Source organism: Citrobacter sp. Cpo142, from assembly GCF_030332425.1.
Classification (GTDB): Bacteria; Pseudomonadota; Gammaproteobacteria; order Enterobacterales; family Enterobacteriaceae; genus Citrobacter; species Citrobacter portucalensis.
Genome location: NZ_JAOWHW010000113.1, coordinates 140,750 through 157,507, shown reverse-complemented (window position 1 = coordinate 157,507; position 16,758 = coordinate 140,750). Strand labels below are relative to the sequence as shown.

General features: G+C 52.3%; 14 protein-coding genes. 12 read left to right on the top strand and 2 right to left on the bottom strand.

Annotated elements, in window-relative coordinates:
• Nucleotides 1–47 precede the first annotated feature (47 nt).
• The 4 genes from yfbV to OGY18_RS10515 all read left to right on the top strand — a co-directional run bounded on the left by yfbV (nucleotide 48) and on the right by OGY18_RS10515 (nucleotide 3,661).
• Nucleotides 48–503 (top strand): terminus macrodomain insulation protein YfbV, encoded by a 456-nt coding sequence (gene yfbV / locus OGY18_RS10530; protein ID WP_003028087.1) that lies wholly within the window; start codon nucleotides 48–50, stop codon nucleotides 501–503.
• 83 nt (nucleotides 504–586) lie between these two features.
• Nucleotides 587–1,081, top strand: coding sequence for a YfbU family protein (locus OGY18_RS10525; protein WP_003028086.1), 495 nt, complete (start codon nucleotides 587–589; stop codon nucleotides 1,079–1,081).
• Nucleotides 1,074–1,751, top strand: a complete 678-nt coding sequence (locus tag OGY18_RS10520; protein ID WP_008785348.1) for a sugar phosphatase — start codon at nucleotides 1,074–1,076, stop codon at nucleotides 1,749–1,751. The genes OGY18_RS10525 and OGY18_RS10520 overlap by 8 nt, the downstream gene beginning before the upstream one ends.
• 77 nt (nucleotides 1,752–1,828) lie before the next feature.
• Nucleotides 1,829–3,661 (top strand): SLC13 family permease, encoded by a 1,833-nt coding sequence (locus OGY18_RS10515; protein ID WP_286552935.1) that lies wholly within the window; start codon nucleotides 1,829–1,831, stop codon nucleotides 3,659–3,661.
• 63 nt (nucleotides 3,662–3,724) lie between these two features.
• Here the strand turns inward: OGY18_RS10515 and yfbR are convergent, their stop codons facing one another.
• Nucleotides 3,725–4,324 carry a 5'-deoxynucleotidase gene (gene yfbR / locus OGY18_RS10510; RefSeq protein ID WP_003028083.1) on the bottom strand — a complete coding sequence of 200 codons (600 nt, stop codon included), beginning with the start codon at nucleotides 4,322–4,324 and terminating at the stop codon, nucleotides 3,725–3,727.
• Between the two features lie 83 nt (nucleotides 4,325–4,407).
• Nucleotides 4,408–5,625 carry an alanine transaminase AlaA gene (gene alaA / locus OGY18_RS10505; RefSeq protein WP_286552933.1) on the bottom strand — a complete coding sequence of 406 codons (1,218 nt, stop codon included), beginning with the start codon at nucleotides 5,623–5,625 and terminating at the stop codon, nucleotides 4,408–4,410.
• A 927-nt stretch (nucleotides 5,626–6,552) separates the two neighbouring features.
• Between alaA and lrhA the strand changes: the two genes are divergently transcribed.
• The 8 genes from lrhA (at nucleotide 6,553) to nuoH (ending at nucleotide 16,746) form a co-directional block, all read left to right on the top strand.
• Complete coding sequence (lrhA, locus tag OGY18_RS10500; RefSeq protein ID WP_003834760.1) at nucleotides 6,553–7,491, top strand: transcriptional regulator LrhA; 939 nt, start codon at nucleotides 6,553–6,555, stop codon at nucleotides 7,489–7,491.
• Nucleotides 7,492–8,118: 627 nt separating this feature from the next.
• The gene (gene nuoA, locus OGY18_RS10495; protein ID WP_003028077.1) at nucleotides 8,119–8,562 is read left to right on the top strand and encodes an NADH-quinone oxidoreductase subunit NuoA; all 444 of its coding nucleotides are present in this window, start codon (nucleotides 8,119–8,121) and stop codon (nucleotides 8,560–8,562) included.
• A 15-nt stretch (nucleotides 8,563–8,577) separates the two neighbouring features.
• Nucleotides 8,578–9,240, top strand: a complete 663-nt coding sequence (gene nuoB, locus OGY18_RS10490; RefSeq protein ID WP_003028075.1) for an NADH-quinone oxidoreductase subunit NuoB — start codon at nucleotides 8,578–8,580, stop codon at nucleotides 9,238–9,240.
• An 85-nt stretch (nucleotides 9,241–9,325) separates the two neighbouring features.
• Nucleotides 9,326–11,128, top strand: a complete 1,803-nt coding sequence (nuoC, locus tag OGY18_RS10485; protein WP_003834757.1) for an NADH-quinone oxidoreductase subunit C/D — start codon at nucleotides 9,326–9,328, stop codon at nucleotides 11,126–11,128.
• 2 nt (nucleotides 11,129–11,130) lie between these two features.
• A complete protein-coding gene (gene nuoE / locus OGY18_RS10480; RefSeq protein WP_003028069.1) occupies nucleotides 11,131–11,631 on the top strand; it encodes an NADH-quinone oxidoreductase subunit NuoE in 501 nt (166 codons plus the stop codon).
• On the top strand, nucleotides 11,628–12,965 hold the full coding sequence (nuoF, locus tag OGY18_RS10475; protein WP_003834753.1) for an NADH-quinone oxidoreductase subunit NuoF: 1,338 nt from the start codon (nucleotides 11,628–11,630) through the stop codon (nucleotides 12,963–12,965). The genes nuoE and nuoF overlap by 4 nt, the downstream gene beginning before the upstream one ends.
• 80 nt (nucleotides 12,966–13,045) lie before the next feature.
• Nucleotides 13,046–15,772: an NADH-quinone oxidoreductase subunit NuoG gene (gene nuoG, locus OGY18_RS10470; RefSeq protein WP_079937729.1), complete on the top strand. Its 2,727-nt coding sequence runs from the start codon at nucleotides 13,046–13,048 to the stop codon at nucleotides 15,770–15,772.
• Nucleotides 15,769–16,746: an NADH-quinone oxidoreductase subunit NuoH gene (nuoH, locus tag OGY18_RS10465; protein WP_003028063.1), complete on the top strand. Its 978-nt coding sequence runs from the start codon at nucleotides 15,769–15,771 to the stop codon at nucleotides 16,744–16,746. The genes nuoG and nuoH overlap by 4 nt, the downstream gene beginning before the upstream one ends.
• Nucleotides 16,747–16,758 lie beyond the last annotated feature (12 nt).

Here is a 16,758-nt window from a genome sequence, read left to right as displayed (position 1 = left end):
TTTGCACAAATTTTTTAATTTTTATATGTGAAGTTGAGGTAACCGCCATGTCGACACCGGATAATCGCTCCGTCAATTTTTTTAGCTTGTTTCGCCGGGGGCAGCACTATGCAAAGACGTGGCCAATGGAAAAGCGCCTTGCGCCCGTGTTTGTTGAGAACCGCGTGATCCGCATGACGCGTTACGCGATCCGTTTTATGCCGCCTATCGCCGTCTTCACCTTATGTTGGCAAATTGCGTTAGGGGGGCAGTTGGGCCCGGCCGTGGCGACTGCGCTGTTTGCGCTTAGCCTGCCGATGCAGGGGATGTGGTGGCTGGGAAAACGTTCTGTAACGCCGCTGCCGCCTTCAATTCTCAATTGGTTCTACGAAGTTCGGGGTAAATTGCAAGAAGCTGGGCAGGCGCTCTCTCCGGTAGAAGGAAAGCCGGATTACCAGGCGCTGGCTGACACGCTTAAGCGCGCCTTCAAACAACTGGATAAAACTTTCCTTGATGATTTGTAATTGACCCCTGATTACGCATATAAAAGAAGGCACATGATGCCTTCTTTTTTTTCATCGCAGTAGTAGTGATACAGGAGTCCCAAATGGAAATGACCAACGCTCAACGTCTGATTTTGTCGAATCAGTACAAAATGATGACTATGCTCGATCCAACTAACGCCGAGCGTTATCGTCGTTTGCAGACGATTATTGAACGCGGTTACGGCTTGCAGATGCGTGAGCTGGATCGTGAGTTTGGTGAGCTGACGGAAGAAACCTGTCGTACGATTATCGATATTATGGAGATGTATCACGCATTACATGTGTCCTGGACTAATCTTAAGGATGCACAGGCTATTGATGAGCGTCGCGTGACCTTCCTCGGTTTTGACGCTGCAACGGAAGCCCGTTTCCTCGGGTATGTTCGTTTTATGGTCAATGTGGAAGGTCGTTACACCCACTTTGATGCGGGTACGCATGGCTTCAACGCCCAGACCCCAATGTGGGAAAAATATCAGCGTATGCTGAATGTTTGGCACTCTTGCCCGCGTCAGTATCACCTGAGCGCGAATGAAATTAACCAAATCATTAATGCCTGAGGGGGCGAGCGTGCAGTGCAAAGGTTTTCTGTTTGATCTGGATGGAACGCTGGTCGATTCCTTACCCGCAGTAGAGCGTGCGTGGTGCAACTGGGCCGATCGCTTCGGCCTCGATCACGCCGAGGTACTCGGCTTTATTCATGGTAAGCAGGCCATTACCTCCCTGCGACACTTTATGGTGGGCAAATCTGAGGCAGAGATCGCCGCGGAGTTTACCCGTCTGGAGCAGATCGAAGCGACGGAAACCGCCGGGATCACCGCGCTGCCGGGGGCTGTTGATTTACTCAACCATCTCAATAAAGCGGGTATTCCATGGGCGATTGTGACCTCCGGCTCCATGCCGGTCGCACGGGCGCGCCATCGTGTTGCTGGGCTTCCTGCTCCTGAAGTGTTTGTCACCGCCGAGCGGGTAAAGAGAGGGAAACCAGAACCAGACGCGTATCTGTTAGGCGCTCAGCTTCTGGGCCTGGCACCGCAGGAATGTGCAGTGGTGGAAGATGCCCCCGCAGGGGTGCTCTCAGGACTGGCGGCTGGGTGCCATGTCATCGCGGTTAACGCGCCAGCGGATACGCCGCGTCTGGACGAAGTTGATTTTTCGCTGACCAGTCTGGAACATATTTCTGTGACCAAACAACCCAACGGAAATGTGGTCGTTATAAGAAATACCTGATCATGATTTAGCCCCAGATTGTTGGGGCTTTTTTATGGCAGAATCAGTCCATCCCTCTCATTTAACAAGGATATGTTGTGAACGGTGAATTGATATGGGTTCTCTCATTGCTGGCGATTGCCGTCGTCTTGTTTGCAACTGGCAGAGTGCGTATGGACGCGGTCGCTTTGCTGGTCATTATTGCCTTTGTTCTGAGCGGAACATTGAGCATCACAGAGGCTTTTTCCGGGTTCAGCGATCCTAACGTTATTTTGATAGCGGCTTTATTCATTATCGGCGACGGCCTGGTGCGTACCGGCGTGGCGACGGTAATGGGTGCCTGGCTGGTGAAGGTCGCCGGTAGCAGTGAAGTCAAAATGCTGGTGTTGCTGATGATAACCGTAGCCGGACTTGGTGCCTTCATGAGTTCGACCGGTGTGGTCGCCATCTTTATTCCGGTTGTCTTAAGCGTTTCCATGCGCATGCAAATCTCCCCCTCACGCCTGATGATGCCATTGAGCTATGCCGGATTGATAAGCGGCATGATGACGCTGGTGGCAACGCCGCCGAACCTGGTCGTCAACAGTGAATTGTTACGTGAAGGACTTAACGGTTTTAGCTTTTTTAGCGTAACCCCACTGGGGCTGGTGGTGTTGGTTCTCGGCATAATTTATATGCTGGTGATGCGTTTTATGCTGAAAGGCGAAGACTCCGGGCAGCCGGGAGACGGCTGGAAGCGCCGGACCTTTCGCGACCTGATTAAAGAATATCGCCTGACAGGACGTGCTCGTCGCCTGGCGATTCGCCCGGGTTCTCCCATGATTGGCCAACGTCTGGATGACCTGAAATTGCGTGAGCGCTACGGGGCAAACGTGATTGGTGTTGAACGCTGGCGGCGTTTTCGCCGCGTGATTGTTGATGTTAACGGGGTTTCTGAGTTCCGTGCCCGTGACGTATTGCTGATCGATATGTCAGCGGCCGACGTTGACCTGCGTGAATTTTGCAGCGAGCAACTGTTGGAGCCAATGGTGCTGCGTGGCGAATACTTCTCTGAGCAGGCGCTTGATGTGGGTATGGCCGAGATTTCATTGATCCCTGAATCGGAATTGATCGGCAAAACGGTACGGGAAATCGCCTTTCGCACACGTTATGGTCTGAATGTCGTCGGACTGAAGCGTGATGGTGCGGCGCTGGACGGGGCGGTCTTCAATGAGCCGCTGCTGATGGGCGATATTATTCTGGTGGTGGGTAACTGGAAACTCATCACTTTGTTGGGGCAAAAAGGGCGCGATTTCGTGGTGCTGAATATGCCCGTGGAAGTTAGTGAAGCCTCCCCGGCGCACAGCCAGGCGCCGCATGCGATTTTCTGTCTGGTGCTGATGGTCGCGTTAATGCTCACCGATGAAATTCCTAATACGGTTGCCGCGATTATCGCCTGTTTGCTGATGGGAAAATTCCGTTGCATTGATGCCGAAAGCGCCTATAAAGCCATTCACTGGCCAAGTATTATTTTGATTGTCGGAATGATGCCCTTTGCGCTGGCATTACAGAAAACGGGCGGTGTTGATCTGGTGGTTAAAGGGTTAATGGACGTTGGTGGAGGGTACGGCCCGTATATGATGCTGGGCTGCCTGTTCGTGCTGTGCGCGACCATTGGGTTATTTATCTCTAACACTGCGACGGCGGTTCTGATGGCGCCGATTGCGCTGGCGGCAGCAAAGTCTATGGGCGTTTCGCCGTATCCTTTTGCGATGGTGATTGCGATGGCGGCTTCCGCAGCCTTTATGACGCCAGTTTCTTCACCGGTAAACACACTGGTGCTCGGGCCGGGTAACTACAGCTTTAGCGATTTCGTAAAAATTGGCGTGCCGTTTACCATCATTGTGATGGTGGTGTGCGTGGTGATGATCCCGATGCTGTTTCCGTTTTGATTTTTATGTGCCGGATGGCGGCTAACGCCTTATCCGGCCTACAAAGGTAACGTTGTCGCAAACTTACAATGGAGAATCCTGACTGATTTCATCTAATGAGAGGTGAAAACTCGGGACGAACACGTCCATAAAGTAGTCCATCTCTTCGCTTCGTCGTGACTCCAGCGTTTTTTCCAGACGTGTTTTCGCCAGCAGAAATTCGTTGTTACCGGCGGAGAGTTCTTCCAGGCACTTCAGATACGCGCACAGGGCATCGGCCTGTTTAACAATCGACCTCTCTTCTTCGCTTAAGGCATGTTCATCAATGAGTGGCGCAAAAATGTCGCGCAGCTCATCAGGAACCATATCGACCAGTTTTTGCTGGGCAATTTTCTCTATCGCTTTATATTCCTGAGCAATCTGCGAGTTGAAATATTTAACTGGGGTAGGGAGATCGCCGGTTAACACCTCTGACGCATCGTGATACATCGCCAGCAGGGCAATACGCTCAGCATTAACCTGACCACCAAATTTACGGTTTTTAATTGCGGCCAGCGCATGGGCAACCATGGCAACCTGCAGACTGTGTTCGGACACGTTTTCGGTGCGCACGTTGCGCATCAGCGGCCAGCGGTTAATGAGTTTCAGACGGGAGAGGTGGGCAAAAAAGTGGCTCTGCTTCATAACGACCCTTACTCAGTGACTTCAGTAACGGTATTTTGCGCAGAGAGTGCTACCGGATGCAAACCCGGCAGCACTTTGCGTGGTTACAGCTGGCGATACCCTGACAGGAAACGCTCAAATTTACTCAGCGACATTTCGATATCGTCAATACGCGGTAGCGTGACGATGCGGAAATGATCCGGCCACGGCCAGTTGAATGCCGTCCCCTGGACCAGCAGTACTTTTTCCTGCAACAGGAAGTCGAGTACCATCTTCTGGTCATCATGAATATTGAAGCGTTTAGCATCAATTTTCGGGAACATATACAGCGCACCGCGCGGTTTTACGCAAGAGACGCCGGGGATGTCATTAAGCAGTTCACAGGCGCGGTTACGTTGCTCATACAGACGTCCGCCAGGCATGATGAATTCGCTGATGCTCTGATATCCACCCAGTGCGGTTTGAATGGCATGTTGTGCCGGAACGTTGGCACACAGGCGCATAGAAGCCAGCATCTCAAGGCCTTCGATATACCCTTTGGCATGTTTCTTCGGTCCGTTCAGTACCATCCAGCCCTGGCGGAAACCGGCAACACGATAGGTTTTTGACAGGCCGTTAAAGGTAATAGTCAGCAGGTCAGGGGCCATTGCCGCAATCGAGTGGTGCTCGGCGTCATCGTAAAGAATTTTGTCGTAAATCTCGTCCGCAAAGATGATGAGGTTGTTTTGGCGGGCAATCTCAACAATCTCCATCAGCAGCTCTTTAGAATACACCGCGCCAGTAGGGTTGTTTGGGTTGATGATGACGATCCCACGGGTACGCGGCGTAATTTTGGCGCGGATATCATCCAGGTCCGGGAACCAGTCTGACGATTCGTCACACAGGTAGTGCACGGCATTACCACCAGAGAGCGAAACCGCCGCCGTCCACAGTGGATAATCAGGTGCAGGAACCAGCATTTCGTCCCCACTGTTTAGCAATGCCTGCATGGCCTGCACAATCAATTCAGATACGCCGTTACCGATATAGATATCTTCCACGGTTACGTCGCGCATCCCACGGGCCTGGTAATGCTGCATGATTGCTTTGCGGGCTGAATAAAGGCCTTTGGAATCGCAATATCCTTGCGCAGTTGGCAAATTGCGGATCACATCCACCAAAATTTCATCTGGCGCTTCAAACCCGAAAGGCGCAGGGTTGCCGATGTTCAGTTTCAGAACTTTGTTGCCTTCTTCTTCCAGGCGCTTTGCTTCCTTCAGAACCGGGCCGCGAATGTCATAACAGACGTTTTCTAATTTGCTGGATTTTTCAATGGGGGACATGAACGTTGACCTTTTTAGCTGTGAATGCCACTCCCTGCCGTGGAAGTCAGCCCAGCACAATGTACTCCCACGACGGTGAGTTTTGAAGGGTCTTTAGTAGAAGATTTTGGAAAGCAGGAGGGTTATAATTCACTGTTAATAACTAAATAATATGATTTTTGTAGAGTAATAATCTGGGTTGTTGTGTTTTTTGTGGTTTATATTTTGCTTTGTTAGTATGGGTATGGTGATTTGTCTGGCCTAAAAAAGTTAGGCCTGTAAAGAAAAAGGTAGCCGAGATCTCAGCTGAATGGCGTATTTCGAAAATACTGAGGTTTTGCCTGCGAAATCTGTTATCGGTCTGATCCCTGCGTGATGCGGTGTGAATCCATTGTTAAGCATAATTAATGAATTGAGAGATTCTTAATTAATTATTATTTATTATTTAAACGACATCAAATTGAGTGGGCCAATAATACGAAAACCGTTGCACTGACATAACACCAATTTGCCCGGAATTATTCGCGATAACACTTATAAATATAGTGGTTTTAGGTTAAGATAACTCCTATGAAATGGTGTGTAGTACGAATTTTACGATAATTCAAATGTTTGTTGGTTGTTCCTAACATCCTGAAAAGTTAGTTTTTAATGTGTAAATTATTGTTCGTTAACTATTTTTTAAATTTACAAAATTTACATGTTTCCCATTAGTCAGAATCATCCAGCAGCTAAAAATACGGCTCTTTCTCGTTGCTATATTCCGATGAATATCACGGGTATTAAAATAGCTCAGAAAGAGAATTGTTTCGTTTGTTAAACCAAATACATCCTTATTTTCACTTGGTTACACTAAGCGAAACTGAAGGGAGGCACATTACAAATGGAGTTGTTTGATTCTGAATGCACAGCATTAACCCGGTATGACCCGCGAGTAAGTGAAAAACTATGATAAATGCAAATCGTCCGATAATTAACCTCGACCTCGATCTGCTGAGAACCTTTGTTGCTGTTGCCGACCTGAATACCTTTGCGGCTGCGGCAGCTGCGGTATGTCGAACTCAGTCTGCGGTAAGTCAGCAAATGCAGCGTCTTGAACAACTTGTGGGGAAAGAGTTGTTCGCGCGCCATGGACGCAACAAACTGCTGACCGAACATGGTATCCAGTTGTTGGGTTACGCCAGGAAAATACTGCGATTTAATGATGAGGCATGCTCATCATTGATGTTTAACAATCTTCAGGGGGTGTTAACTATCGGTGCTTCTGATGAATCCGCCGATACCATACTCCCTTTTCTGCTTAACCGTATAAGTTCGGTTTATCCGAAACTTGCACTGGATGTCAGAGTGAAACGCAACGCCTACATGGTGGAGATGCTTAAGTCGCAAGAAGTGGATTTAGTGGTCACCACTAACCGACCTGGCGATTTTGAGTGCCTGAATTTGCGAACTTCACCGACGCACTGGTATTGCGCAGCCGAATATATCCTGCAAAAAGGGGAACCGGTGCCGTTAGTTCTGCTGGACGATCCCAGCCCGTTTCGCGATATCGTGCTGGCGACGTTGAATGCCGCACAGATACCGTGGCGTTTGGCTTATGTCGCTTCAACATTGCCTGCGGTCCGCGCGGCGGTAAAAGCAGGGCTGGGCGTTACTGCCCGTCCTGTCGAAATGATGAGCCCGGATTTACGCGTACTGGGTGCGGCGGACGGATTGCCACCTCTGCCTGATACCGAGTATCTGTTGTGCAGCGATCCGGCCACGCAAAATGAATTAGCTCAGGTTATCTTTAAGTCGATGCAGACCTATCAAAATCCTTGGCAATACAATCAGTTTACCCCTGAAGGGGGAGATGATTCGCTGATTGTTGAAGGCGACTTTGAGTAAAGCGTCACAAAAAAACGTTTTAAAATGTAAGTGTAAAAAAGGGCCACTGATGATGAAAAAACATCCAGCGGCTCTTTTTTTATGCAAATATTACTGCTTTCTGTTCATTCATATACTAAAACTTAACAAAATCAGCAGGTAAAAAAACAGCCCGACAATCGGGTGAAAAATAATCAGCTGAGTTGCTAAATGTTTCCATGTTAAAAAACTAGAGAAATTGTTGCTGTTTTTTATGGTGAATTAACAAAAGCGTGTCACAGATCAAGAAAATACTCCCATTTAGGGGGAGGCATCTGGGTGAATTCCTGTCAAAATAGACGTGTATTATCTTTTTTACTTCACTACGGACACGATTCAACAACATTAAAAATGACCGATGATGCAATCGAAATGGGTCTAAAGAGCACTTTATGTTAATGAAGTTGGAACAGTGTAAAATAATGTGAGGAAACTTTTGTTAAAGTTGACAAAAGGTTATAGAAAGGAGTAAAAAACCCCATCAATTAGCTGTATAAAATGATTTTTCACAGTGATTGTAAGGTTTTTTTTATTCCTCCCCATGAATCGATGTGGCGTTCATCTGCCGAAAAGAGCAGAGAATTTGGCGCTACTTTTGATGAGTAAGCAATGAGTATGTCAACATCCACTGAAATCATCGCTCATCACTGGGCATTCGCTATCTTTCTTATCGTTGCCATTGGCCTGTGCTGCCTGATGCTCGTCGGCGGCTGGTTTTTAGGGGGTCGCGCACGCGCGAGATCTAAAAACGTGCCGTTTGAATCAGGTATCGACTCGGTCGGCACCGCCCGCCTGCGCCTGTCTGCCAAGTTTTATCTGGTAGCCATGTTCTTCGTTATCTTCGACGTTGAAGCGCTGTATCTGTTCGCATGGTCAACTTCTATCCGTGAAAGCGGTTGGATTGGCTTTGTGGAAGCTGCAATTTTTATTTTTGTGTTACTGGCAGGTCTGGTTTATCTGGTGCGTATTGGCGCGCTGGACTGGACGCCCGCGCGTTCACGCCGCGAGCGTATGAACCCGGAAACGAACAGTATCGCTAATCGTCAACGCTAACCGCGAGGCATTAAGATGGATTATACGCTCACCCGCATAGATCCTAACGGTGAGAACGACCGTTACCCCCTGCAAAAACAGGAGATCGTAACCGACCCCCTGGAACAAGAAGTTAACAAAAACGTGTTCATGGGCAAACTGCATGACATGGTTAACTGGGGCCGTAAAAACTCAATTTGGCCATATAACTTTGGCCTTTCCTGCTGCTACGTTGAGATGGTGACCTCGTTTACCGCCGTGCACGATGTGGCCCGTTTTGGTGCGGAAGTACTGCGTGCATCGCCGCGTCAGGCTGACCTGATGGTCGTAGCCGGAACCTGCTTTACCAAAATGGCGCCAGTTATTCAGCGCCTCTACGATCAGATGCTGGAACCGAAATGGGTTATTTCCATGGGCGCATGCGCCAACTCCGGCGGTATGTACGACATCTATTCTGTGGTGCAGGGCGTTGATAAATTTATTCCGGTCGATGTGTACATCCCGGGATGTCCGCCGCGCCCAGAAGCGTATATGCAGGCTCTGATGCTGCTGCAAGATTCCATTGGCAAAGAACGCCGTCCGCTCTCCTGGGTGGTTGGCGATCAGGGCGTTTATCGCGCCAATATGCAGTCAGAACGCGAGCGTAAACGCGGCGAACGTATTGCTGTAACGAATCTTCGTACACCAGACGAGATTTAATTTGCGCCTGTCGGCAGCAGCACTTCCTTCGCTTATCACTACATAAATAGCGCGAAGCACTGCCGACCACCACGGACCATTTGCAATGGTGAACAATATGACCGACTTAACCGCGCAAGACGCCGTATGGCAAACACGGGATCACCTTGATGACCCGGTCATTGGCGAACTGCGCAACCGTTTTGGGCCGGATGCCTTTACCGTTCAGGCGACTCGCACCGGGGTACCCGTTGTTTGGGTCAAGCGTGAACAATTACTGGAAGTTGGCGATTTCTTAAAGAGACTGCCGAAACCTTACGTCATGCTGTTTGACTTACACGGCATGGACGAACGTCTGCGTACGCACCGCGAAGGGTTACCTGCCGCGGATTTTTCCGTTTTCTATCACCTGATTTCCATTGAACGCAATCGCGATATCATGCTCAAGGTGGCTTTGTCTGAAAACGATCTGCGCGTACCGACTTTCACCAAACTGTTCCCGAACGCCAACTGGTATGAGCGTGAAACCTGGGAAATGTTTGGCATCGATATCGAAGGTCACCCGCACCTGACGCGTCTGCTGATGCCGCATACCTGGGAAGGCCATCCGCTGCGTAAAGACTACCCGGCGCGTGCGACCGAATTCGATCCGTTTGAGCTGACTAAAGCCAAACAGGATCTGGAAATGGAAGCGCTGACCTTCAAACCAGAAGATTGGGGTATGAAGCGTAGTACCGAAAACGAGGACTTCATGTTCCTCAACCTCGGTCCTAACCACCCGTCTTCTCACGGCGCTTTCCGTATTGTGCTGCAGCTTGATGGCGAAGAAATCGTCGACTGCGTACCTGACATCGGCTACCACCACCGTGGCGCTGAAAAGATGGGTGAACGTCAGTCCTGGCACAGCTACATTCCGTACACCGACCGTATTGAGTACCTCGGCGGCTGCGTAAACGAAATGCCTTACGTACTGGCCGTTGAGAAGCTGGCTGGTATCACCACGCCGGATCGCGTAAACGTGATTCGCGTGATGTTGTCCGAACTGTTCCGTATCAACAGCCACCTGCTGTACATCTCCACGTTCATTCAGGACGTCGGCGCGATGACCCCGGTATTCTTCGCCTTTACCGACCGTCAGAAAATCTATGACGTGGTGGAAGCGATCACCGGTTTCCGTATGCACCCGGCCTGGTTCCGTATCGGCGGTGTGGCACACGATCTGCCGCGCGGTTGGGACAAGCTGCTGCGTGACTTCCTCGACTGGATGCCAAAACGTCTGGATTCTTACGAGAAAGCCGCACTGCGTAACACCATCCTGAAAGGCCGTTCGCAGGGCGTTGCCGCTTACGGTAAGAAAGAAGCGCTGGACTGGGGTTGTACCGGTGCTGCGCTGCGCGCGACCGGTATTGATTTCGACGTGCGTAAAGCGCGTCCGTACTCTGGCTACGAAAACTTTGACTTTGAAGTCCCGGTTGGCGGCGGCGTGTCCGACTGCTATACCCGCGTGATGCTGAAAGTTGAAGAGCTGCGCCAGAGTCTGCGCATCCTTGAGCAGTGCCTCAATAACATGCCGGAAGGCCCGTTCAAAGCGGATCACCCGCTGACGACGCCGCCGCCGAAAGAGCGCACGCTGCAACATATCGAAACCCTTATCACCCACTTCCTGCAGGTTTCGTGGGGTCCGGTTATGCCGGCAAACGAGTCCTTCCAGATGGTGGAAGCGACTAAGGGTATCAACAGTTACTACCTGACCAGCGATGGCAGCACCATGAGTTACCGTACCCGTATCCGCACCCCGAGCTATGCGCACCTGCAGCAGATCCCGGTAGCGGTACGTGGCAGCCTGGTGTCCGACTTAATCGTCCATCTGGGTAGTATCGATTTTGTTATGTCAGATGTGGACCGCTAATTATGCACGAGAATCAACAACCACAAACCGAGGCTTTTGAGCTGAGTGCGGCTGAGCGTGAAGCGATTGAGCACGAAAAGCACCACTACGAAGACCCGCGTGCGGCGTCCATTGAAGCGCTGAAAATCGTTCAGAAACAGCGTGGCTGGGTGCCGGATGGGGCGATCTACGCGATCGCTGATGTGCTGGGTATTCCGGCAAGCGATGTAGAAGGTGTTGCCACGTTCTACAGCCAGATCTTCCGCCAGCCGGTAGGTCGCCACGTGATCCGCTATTGCGACAGCGTGGTGTGCCATATCAACGGCTACCAGGGGATTCAGGCCGCGCTTGAGAAAAAACTCAACATCAAGCCGGGGCAGACGACCTTTGATGGTCGCTTTACGCTGCTGCCGACCTGTTGCCTGGGGAACTGCGATAAAGGGCCAAACATGATGATCGATGAGGATACTCATGCTCACCTGACCCCGGAAGGCATTCCCGAACTACTGGAGCGGTATAAATGAAAGACATTATCCGTACTCCCGAAACCCATCCGCTGACCTGGCGTCTGCGTGATGACAAACAGCCGGTCTGGCTGGACGAATACCGTAGCAAAAACGGCTACGAAGGTGCGCGTAAGGCCCTGACCGGGCTGTCACCGGACGAAATCGTTAATCAGGTAAAAGACGCTGGCCTGAAAGGGCGCGGCGGCGCGGGCTTTTCCACCGGTCTGAAGTGGAGCCTGATGCCGAAAGACGAATCCATGAACATCCGTTACCTGCTGTGTAACGCCGATGAAATGGAGCCGGGCACCTATAAAGACCGTCTGCTGATGGAACAGCTGCCGCACCTGCTGGTGGAAGGCATGCTGATTTCCGCGTTTGCGCTGAAAGCGTACCGTGGTTACATCTTCCTGCGCGGTGAATATATCGAAGCAGCCGTGCATCTGCGTCGCGCGATCGCCGAAGCGACCGAAGCCGGTCTGCTTGGCAAAAACATCATGGGCACCGGTTTCGACTTCGAACTGTTTGTCCACACCGGGGCAGGGCGTTACATCTGCGGTGAAGAAACCGCGCTGATCAACTCCCTCGAAGGTCGCCGTGCTAACCCACGTTCCAAGCCGCCGTTCCCGGCAAGCTCTGGCGCATGGGGCAAACCGACCTGCGTAAACAACGTCGAAACCCTGTGTAACGTACCGGCTATCCTCGCGAACGGCGTGGAGTGGTACCAGAACATTTCGAAGAGCAAAGACGCGGGCACCAAGCTGATGGGCTTCTCTGGTCGCGTGAAGAATCCTGGCCTGTGGGAACTGCCTTTCGGTACTACCGCGCGTGAGATCCTCGAAGATTACGCGGGTGGCATGCGCGATGGACTGAAGTTCAAAGCCTGGCAGCCTGGCGGCGCAGGGACTGACTTCCTGACCGAAGCACACCTCGATCTGCCGATGGAATTCGAAAGCATTGGTAAAGCAGGTAGCCGTCTGGGCACCGCGCTGGCCATGGCTGTCGATCACGAGATTGGCATGGTTCCTTTGGTGCGTAACCTCGAAGAGTTCTTTGCCCGCGAGTCTTGCGGCTGGTGTACGCCGTGCCGTGACGGTCTGCCGTGGAGTGTGAAAATTCTGCGCGCGCTGGAGCGTGGCGAAGGCCAGCCAGGGGATATCGAGACACTTGAGCAACTGTGTCGTTTCCTCGGCCCGGGTAAAACCTTCTGTGCACACGCACCGGGCGCAGTGGAACCGCTGCAGAGCGCCATTAAATATTTCCGCGAAGAATTCGAAGCTGGCATCAAGCAGTCCTTCAGCAATACCCATCAGATTGGTGGTATTCAGCCGAACCTGTTGAAAGAGCGCTGGTGATTACAGGGTTAGCCCTGTGTCGCGATAAGAAATTCGATTAACGCTCGGTTACGACCGAGCCAACTGGAAGCATGCTGACTATGGCTACGATTCATGTAGACGGCAAAGAATATGAGGTCAACGGAGCGGACAACCTGCTGGAAGCTTGTCTGTCTCTCGGCCTTGATATTCCGTACTTTTGCTGGCACCCGGCGCTGGGAAGCGTCGGTGCTTGCCGCCAGTGTGCGGTGAAGCAATATCAAAACGCGGAAGACACGCGTGGTCGCCTGGTGATGTCTTGTATGACACCGGCCACCGAAGGCACCTTTATTTCTATTGATGACGAAGAAGCGAAACAGTTCCGCGAAAGCGTCGTGGAGTGGTTGATGACTAACCACCCGCACGACTGTCCGGTCTGTGAAGAGGGCGGCAACTGCCACCTGCAGGATATGACCGTCATGACCGGTCACAGCTTCCGTCGCTACCGCTTCACGAAGCGTACTCACCGTAACCAGGACCTGGGGCCGTTCATCTCTCACGAAATGAACCGCTGCATCGCCTGCTATCGCTGCGTACGTTACTACAAAGATTACGCCGATGGCGCGGATCTGGGCGTCTATGGCGCACATGACAACGTCTACTTCGGTCGTCCGGAAGACGGTACGCTCGAAAGCGAGTTCTCCGGTAACCTGGTAGAAATTTGCCCAACCGGTGTCTTCACCGATAAAACGCACTCCGAGCGTTATAACCGTAAATGGGACATGCAGTTTGCGCCGAGCATCTGCCAGCAGTGTTCCATCGGCTGTAACACCAGCCCGGGCGAGCGCTACGGTGAACTGCGTCGTATCGAAAACCGTTATAACGGTACCGTTAACCACTACTTCCTCTGCGACCGTGGTCGTTTTGGCTATGGTTACGTGAACCTGAAAGACCGTCCGCGTCAGCCGGTACAGCGTCGTGGCGATGACCTGATCACGCTGAACGCCGAGCAGGCGATGCAGGGCGCGGCAGATATTCTGCGTCAGTCGAAGAAAGTGATTGGTATCGGCTCCCCGCGCGCCAGCGTTGAAAGCAACTTCGCGCTGCGTGAACTGGTCGGTGCGGATAACTTCTATACCGGTATCGCCCAGGGCGAGCAGGAACGTCTGCAACTGGCACTGAGCGTGCTGCGTGACGGCGGGATTCATACTCCGGCTCTACGCGAAATCGAATCTTATGATGCGGTTCTGGTGCTGGGCGAAGATGTCACCCAGACCGGCGCACGCGTTGCGCTGGCAGTGCGTCAGGCGGTGAAAGGCAAAGCGCGCGAAATGGCGGCGGCACAGAAAGTGGCTGACTGGCAGATCGCAGCAATCCTTAACATCGGCCAGCGTGCTAAGCACCCGCTGTTCGTTACCAACGTCGATAACACCCGTCTGGATGACATCGCCGCATGGACCTATCGTGCACCGGTTGAAGATCAGGCGCGCTTAGGTTTCGCTATCGCTCATGCGCTGGATAACAACGCACCGGCGGTTGACGGTATCGACCGTGACCTGCAAAACAAAATTGACGTTATCGTTCAGGCACTGGCCGGGGCGAAGAAACCACTGATTATTTCCGGCACCAACGCCGGTAGCGCCGAAGTGATTCAGGCGGCTGCCAACGTGGCGAAAGCGCTGAAAGGCCGTGGCGCAGATGTCGGCATCACCATGATTGCTCGCTCTGTTAACAGCATGGGCCTGGGTATGATTGGCGGTGGTTCCCTTGACGATGCGCTGACCGAGCTGGAAACAGGTCGTGCTGACGCCGTTGTAGTACTGGAAAATGATCTGCACCGCCATGCTTCAGCAACGCGTGTGAACGCCGCGCTGGCGAAAGCGCCGCTGGTACTGGTCATTGACCATCAGCGTACGGCAATTATGGAAAACGCCCATTTGGTGCTTTCCGCCGCAAGCTTCGCCGAAAGCGATGGTACGGTGATTAACAACGAAGGCCGCGCCCAGCGTTTCTTCCAGGTTTATGATCCGTCCTACTACGACAGCAACACTATCATGCTGGAAAGCTGGCGCTGGCTGCATTCGCTGCACAGCACCGTGCAGAGCCGTGAAGTGGACTGGACGCAGCTCGACCACGTTATCGATGCGGTCGTTGAGAAGCTGCCGCAACTGGCGGGTATCAAAGATGCCGCGCCGGACGCAACCTTCCGTATCCGTGGACAGAAACTGGCACGTGAACCGCACCGCTACAGCGGTCGTACCGCTATGCGCGCCAACATCAGCGTACACGAACCGCGCCAGCCGCAGGACAAAGACACCATGTTCGCCTTCTCTATGGAAGGGAACAACCAACCGTCTGCGCCGCGTTCACAAATTCCGTTTGCCTGGGCTCCAGGCTGGAACTCCCCACAGGCGTGGAACAAGTTCCAGGATGAAGTGGGCGGAAAACTGCGCCATGGCGATCCGGGCGTGCGCCTGATCGAAGCTTCTGCGGATGGTATGGATTACTTCACTACCGTTCCGGCGAGCTTCCAGGCTCAGGATGGTCAGTGGCGTATCGCGCCGTACTACCATCTGTTTGGCAGCGACGAAATGTCCCAGCGTGCGCCGGTCTTCCAGACCCGTATGCCGCAGCCGTACATCAAACTCAACCCGGCTGATGCCGCGAAGTTGGGTGTTAATGCCGGTACGCGCGTTTCTTTCAGCTACGATGGCAACACGGTTACATTGCCGGTTGAAATCGCCGAAGGATTAACGGCAGGGCAGGTTGGTTTGCCGATGGGTATGCCTGGCATCGCGCCGGTTCTGGCTGGTGCGCGTCTTGAGGATCTGCAGGAGGCACAACAATGAGTTGGATTACACCCGATCTGATTGAGATCCTGCTGAGCATTCTCAAAGCGGTCGTGATCCTGCTGGTGGTGGTCACCTGCGGGGCATTCATGAGCTTTGGCGAACGTCGTCTGCTGGGTCTGTTCCAGAACCGTTACGGACCGAACCGTGTTGGCTGGGGCGGTTCGCTCCAGTTGGTTGCGGACATGATCAAGATGTTCTTTAAAGAAGACTGGATCCCGAAATTCTCGGATCGCGTCATCTTTACCCTGGCACCGATGATCGCTTTTACCTCGCTGCTGTTGGCTTTCGCCATTGTGCCGGTGAGTCCGAACTGGGTGGTTGCTGACCTGAACATCGGGATCCTGTTCTTCCTGATGATGGCGGGCCTCGCGGTATACGCGGTGCTGTTCGCCGGCTGGTCCAGTAACAACAAATACTCTCTGCTCGGTGCGATGCGTGCTTCTGCGCAGACGCTGAGCTATGAAGTGTTCCTCGGACTTTCCCTGATGGGCGTGGTGGCGCAGGCCGGTTCATTTAACATGACCGACATCGTCAACAACCAGGCTGATATCTGGAACGTTATTCCGCAGTTCTTTGGTTTTGTCACCTTTGCCATCGCGGGCGTGGCGGTGTGCCACCGTCACCCGTTTGACCAGCCAGAAGCCGAGCAGGAACTGGCCGACGGTTACCACATTGAATATTCCGGTATGAAATTCGGTCTGTTCTTCGTGGGTGAGTACATCGGTATCGTCACCATTTCTGCACTGATGGTTACCCTGTTCTTCGGTGGCTGGCATGGCCCGTTCTTACCGCCATTCGTCTGGTTCGCGCTGAAAACCGCGTTCTTCATGATGATGTTCATTTTGATTCGTGCGTCGTTACCGCGTCCTCGTTATGACCAGGTAATGTCCTTCGGCTGGAAAGTCTGTCTGCCGCTGACGCTCGTCAACTTGCTGGTAACGGCGGCTGTCATTCTCTGGCAGGCGCAATAAGGGACACAAAGA

Coding starts and splice junctions, on each gene's coding strand:
- yfbV (WP_003028087.1), top strand. CDS start 48: ATGTCGACACCGGATAATCGCTCCGTCAATTTTTTTAGCTTGTTTCGC.
- OGY18_RS10525 (WP_003028086.1), top strand. CDS start 587: ATGGAAATGACCAACGCTCAACGTCTGATTTTGTCGAATCAGTACAAA.
- OGY18_RS10520 (WP_008785348.1), top strand. CDS start 1,074: ATGCCTGAGGGGGCGAGCGTGCAGTGCAAAGGTTTTCTGTTTGATCTG.
- yfbR (WP_003028083.1), bottom strand. CDS start 4,324: ATGAAGCAGAGCCACTTTTTTGCCCACCTCTCCCGTCTGAAACTCATT.
- alaA (WP_286552933.1), bottom strand. CDS start 5,625: ATGTCCCCCATTGAAAAATCCAGCAAATTAGAAAACGTCTGTTATGAC.
- lrhA (WP_003834760.1), top strand. CDS start 6,553: ATGATAAATGCAAATCGTCCGATAATTAACCTCGACCTCGATCTGCTG.
- nuoA (WP_003028077.1), top strand. CDS start 8,119: ATGAGTATGTCAACATCCACTGAAATCATCGCTCATCACTGGGCATTC.
- nuoB (WP_003028075.1), top strand. CDS start 8,578: ATGGATTATACGCTCACCCGCATAGATCCTAACGGTGAGAACGACCGT.
- nuoC (WP_003834757.1), top strand. CDS start 9,326: ATGGTGAACAATATGACCGACTTAACCGCGCAAGACGCCGTATGGCAA.
- nuoE (WP_003028069.1), top strand. CDS start 11,131: ATGCACGAGAATCAACAACCACAAACCGAGGCTTTTGAGCTGAGTGCG.
- nuoF (WP_003834753.1), top strand. CDS start 11,628: ATGAAAGACATTATCCGTACTCCCGAAACCCATCCGCTGACCTGGCGT.
- nuoG (WP_079937729.1), top strand. CDS start 13,046: ATGGCTACGATTCATGTAGACGGCAAAGAATATGAGGTCAACGGAGCG.
- nuoH (WP_003028063.1), top strand. CDS start 15,769: ATGAGTTGGATTACACCCGATCTGATTGAGATCCTGCTGAGCATTCTC.